2 protein-coding genes are annotated in these 4,791 nt (G+C 58.1%); one reads left to right on the forward strand and one right to left on the reverse strand.

Features of this window, described 5'->3' with window-relative positions; genetic code table 11:
• Nucleotides 1-546 precede the first annotated feature (546 nt).
• Nucleotides 547-2,952 carry a DUF3141 domain-containing protein gene (locus tag KBI52_RS02225; RefSeq protein ID WP_247654128.1) on the reverse strand — a complete coding sequence of 802 codons (2,406 nt, stop codon included), beginning with the start codon at nucleotides 2,950-2,952 and terminating at the stop codon, nucleotides 547-549.
• A 622-nt stretch (nucleotides 2,953-3,574) separates the two neighbouring features.
• Between KBI52_RS02225 and KBI52_RS02230 the strand changes: the two genes are divergently transcribed.
• Nucleotides 3,575-4,648 (forward strand): IS3 family transposase, encoded by a 1,074-nt coding sequence (locus KBI52_RS02230; RefSeq protein ID WP_247654129.1) that lies wholly within the window; start codon nucleotides 3,575-3,577, stop codon nucleotides 4,646-4,648.
• Nucleotides 4,649-4,791 lie beyond the last annotated feature (143 nt).

Here is a 4,791-nt window from a genome sequence, read left to right on the forward strand (position 1 = left end):
TTGCAGCCTGAATGACCCGTTCGACGGGGTCCGTTATGCCCTTTTCAAGTTACTGCAACGGTGCCTTTCGATCTGCCGGAGGGCTGCAGAGGTTCGTCAACGGGTTCTCTGCCGTCCGCAACCTGTTCGTTCCACCCCGCTCCCGCCGCTCTGCCCGCGCTACCCACCTTCACCGCCTCAGCGCGATGGCGGAGTGGAAAGTCGCGGCGAATGTTGCCTCTTGAAACTGTCATGCGGCCGAATCTGCCTCAATGCGCCCAATGCCGGTTCACGTGACAACACCGTCTCGGTGGCGTCATGCGCAATCAGAACGCGCAGCAGATTGGGCGGCCTTATTCTTCTGCCCCCATACTGGGACAGCCACAGAGCTGATCCCGAAGAGAAGCAAGGGCGTGCAAGTGACGTCGGACATTGGGATCGCGGACGGCCTGAGCGCGCTTAACCTCAAACCGCCGAACGGGGAAGTGCCTCTGAAAGGAAGATAATTACTCGCCAGCCTCAAAAGCACACACCGTCCTCGTCTTCTCACGACAAAGCATCCGCACTTCAGCCCGCGCGCGTATCCGCCAAAGGATTCTCCGTGACATCGCCAGTGATTGGTGGCTGGTTAAGCACTTGAGCGAACTGCCGTAGGAGGTCAACCGTGCTCGGCTCCATTTCCGCGACGGGGCCGAGTACGTAGCATGCAAGGAGGTAGGCGCGACGCCGCTGCTGGCGATCATTCAGTAGCAACGGTAGGGTATCGATGGCCTGCTCCCGTTCAAATGTGGCGATAGTAGTTTGCTGGCGAATGACTGAGGTCAGGCGATCACGAGGTAGAGAGCGGAATGGCTCGTCTTGGATTAATATGCGGGACCAGCGGCCCAGACGATCGCCGCGGATACCCCCGCGATCGTTAGCAAGCAGCGTCACCATGCGAGTGACGCCTTCGATGAAGCCGCCAGTTGCGATTGCGTCGAGCGCATCGCAAACGTCGGGGCATGACCGCAGTTCTCCAAGCACCGGTTGCCTCGCATTCACCTTAGAGGGGCTGCTAAGGTAGTGCTGCAAAGGATTATTCCACACGCTGTGGAACACCAGTTCATAGATCATCTCGCGCAGGTCGCGCCAGAAGATCATCGCCTGTTCGACGTGCTGGACATATAGTGCTTCTGCAATGAGGAACGGATTTTCCGCTCTGGCCCTTGCGCGATTGCGTCGAACCTGCTCGGCTAGAGACTGGACGCCAACCATCATCGGATTCTGTGAAGACATTAGCGCTCGCGATAAGCGTTTCGGGTGGAGACTTCGGCTAGCCTCGGCTGTGAGGTTTGTGACTGCAGCTCTGATGAACGGACGAGCAACTGTATGATAGATCTGGGCCTGAATCCGAGATGTGTGGTCGACAGCGTTGAAAGGAATCTCGTCCCGATAGCTGTCGTTAAGTGCACGAATATCCTTGAAGGTGCGGCTGACCAGTTCAACGCTGAAGTGCTTGCATCCATCATGCTCTTCAACATCTTTGATGCACATTTCGTAGAGCCCGGGCATCAACGTTTCGATCGCTTCCAGAATGGTGGCGACTTGATTGAACTCCCTATTGATAACTCTCGAAGATACAAAAATTCCGAGATGCCCGACGTCATTGTGTACCATGTAGATAATACGTTGGCCGCGAACCCGGACCTCCTCCTCGTTCTGGTAAACATCTGTGATCCAATTCAGAGCTTGCTGAGGCGGAGTGACGTTGTCACCATGGCTGGTGAAAACGACGATGGGCGCGCGGATCTGCTTGAGATCGATGTGCTGACGCTCCGATACTAGATTGGCCCGGTTTCTGGCGAGCCGGTTGCCGATGAACAGGTTCTCTAGAATCCAGCAGATCTCATTCTCGTGCAGCAGGCAGAAACTGCCCCACAACTTCTCCCTTGCTAGGAAACTTTCGCGCGCCGTGTCAACGTCGCGATAAATCTCAGCGTACTTCAGGAACAGCCGGCTCTCGGGATTGAGTAGTTCAAAGTTTTGTATTAGATAGGCGCCGTCGAAGATCCCGTTGCCGAGGTCGCATAGAAACATCGGTATCCATACGCCCCCGAATATGCCGGCAATGTAGCGGAAACTGCTATCGCCGATGTTCCCCGATACAGCCGACACCGGCGACCCGTTGATGACAATGGGTCCTGTCAAGTCAGGGTTTGTTGCGGCCAGCACGAGCGTTGCCCAGCCAGCTTGGCAGTTACCAACGATTGCCGGGAGAGGGGCACGCGGATGCCGGCGCATAACTTCCCGAACAAAGGCGGCTTGCGCATAGGCGACATCGGAGAGTTGCTGACCCTGCTCCGGCTCGCGACGGAAGGCCACCAGATAAACGGGATGGCCTTCGCGCAATGCGACGCCGGCCTGACTATCGGCTGCGTGGGCGCCGACACCCACGCAGTGTCCGGCTCGCGGAGGGACAATAACAAATGGCCGGCGGGACGGGTCGGTGGTAACATCCTGAGGAGGAATAAGTCGTAGTAATACAAAGTTGGATTTTAGCGGAAGTTCCCGTCCGTCCATAATGGCGTCGTACTTGTAGAAAAGCACCGGTGGACAGCCCGCCGCCTCATGATCGAGGAAGATGTCGCCACTCTCTCGTACAGTATTGAGTAGAAGTAAAGCGCGATCAATCGCGTCTATGATGTATTCGGTCCAGTACTCCCCAAGCCGTCCGTTTTCATACAGATTTCGCAGACCTATGGCGAGACGTTCACCGGTTGCCAAGAATTCTGGTAGCCGCATGGAAGCCAGTTCGCCACTACGTTTAGCCCGCAGCATCAACGCGTCTCGCAGAATAGCGACAGTTCTGGCATTCGCCCCTACACTACGATCGACGTAGATGCTGAATGGGCTGCGGAAGAACGCACCGTCGAGTTCATCGCGTTGCGTTTTCATTGACGGGGTGCGATCGGACCATTCGAAAGCGCCAGACATAGTCCAACTTCCTTTGTTCTACACCAGATACCCCACCATAATGCTGACTTTCGCTGTGTTGCCGAACTGCTTATTGTGCGCGCTTCATCCAGTTAACAGCTTGCAGGCTAGCTAAGGCGTCACCCACGAATCGAGCCCGGTGTATTCCCACCGCCTTTCCAATTCTCCCACGCAAATTTGGTGCCATGCACGGTATAAAACCGCAAAAATATTGCTGTGAGACCCGTCTGAGGGAGGCTCGACCTGTGCCTTTTTGTGTGTTCAGTGGCACCGGACTTAACCGGAGCGGCCCGACGCACGCGTTAAGAGTTGGACGAGACGTCGTCGCCTTTGTCACAGATCAGACACACCATCGCTGCTCGACTGCTTCTCGCCAGATCGGCACCTGTGGTCCTCTACGCCAGTGTGGCCTTGTTCTCTTATTCTGGGGCTTCTGGTCAAGCCCTTTGAGCGGCCCTTTCCGTCAGTTCGGATGATATCAGCTGTCGCGTCATGGTTCTCTCCGCGGTTGACCTCATCCTGGATGTCTGGAAGCGTCGCCGCTGAGGTGACACGGGCGCAGTGGTCCAGCCGCTGTGTTAGTCTGACCGGCAAATTTCCTTGGGGGCTCAGGGGGGTCGCCATGCGCAAGAAGCGGTTTTCGGTCGAGCAGATCGTGGCGGCACTGAAGCAGGCGGAGCTGGGGCTGCCGGTGGCCGATCTGATCCGGCAGGTCGGCATCTCGGAGCAGACGTTTTATCGCTGGAAGAAGCAGTACGCGGGCCTCGAGTCGGACCAGGTGCGCGAGCTCAGCCTTGACAAAGCCGTGCTGCAGGACGTTCTGTCAAAAAAGTTCCCCTGGCCCGCGCTCCTGAAGCAGGAGGTGCGCTACGTGCAAGCGTCCCACGGCTACAGCGAGCGGCGGGCCTGTGCCCTGACCGGTCAGCATCGTTCGACCCAGCGCAAGCCGCTGATCGCAGATCCGCGTCTCGAGCTGCGTCAGCGCATGCACGAGATCGTGCGCACGCGGGTGCGCTATGGCTCCCGGCGCGTCCACATCCTGCTCAAGCGAGAGGGCTGGACGGTTGGGCGGAATGTAATCTACCGGCTCTACCGCGAGGAAGGGCTGGCCCCGCGCAGCAAGCAGCCGCGGCGGCGCAAGATGGTCGTTCAACGCCAAGCCCGCTGCCAGCCGAAGCGATCCAACGAGGCCTGGAGCCTCGACTTCGTCCACGATGCACTCAGCACCGGCCAGACGTTTCGGGCTCTGACGGTGATGGACCTGTTCACGCGCGAGGGAGCTGGCGATCGAGGTCGGGCAGCGGCTGCGGGGCGAGCACGTGGTCGAGGTGCTCAACCGTCTGGTGGGCCAGCGCGGGGCCCCCAGTACCTGTTTGCCGACAATGGCACCGAGTTCACCGGGCATCTGGTCGACCTGTGGGCCTATCATCATGGCACCCGGATTGATTTCTCCCGGCCCGGCAAGCCGACCGACAACGCCCATATCGAGACGTTCAACGGCAGTTTGCGGGACGAATACCTGAACCTGCACTGGTTCGAGACCATCGCGGAGGCCAAGCGGATCATCGAGGCTTGGCGGAGGGACTACAATGAGAGCCGCCCTCACATGGCGCTTGGAAACCAAACGCCGCAGGAATATGCTTTGCGGATAAGCCCTTCGCCACTGGCGCAGGGCTCAGGAGCCGGCGAAAGCTAACGCTGAGCCTGGACCACCAAACCCAAGCGCTTCAAGCTTGGTCCTGACCCATCAAACTGGTCCATTCCGAGGACAACTTTTCCGGGCATTTTGATCCTTGAGGAGGGTCAGTGCCATGAAGAGATCGCGGTATACGGAAGAAC

Origin of the sequence: Microvirga sp. HBU67558, assembly GCF_018069605.1 — a bacterium.
GTDB lineage: Bacteria > Pseudomonadota > Alphaproteobacteria > Rhizobiales > Beijerinckiaceae > Microvirga > Microvirga terrae.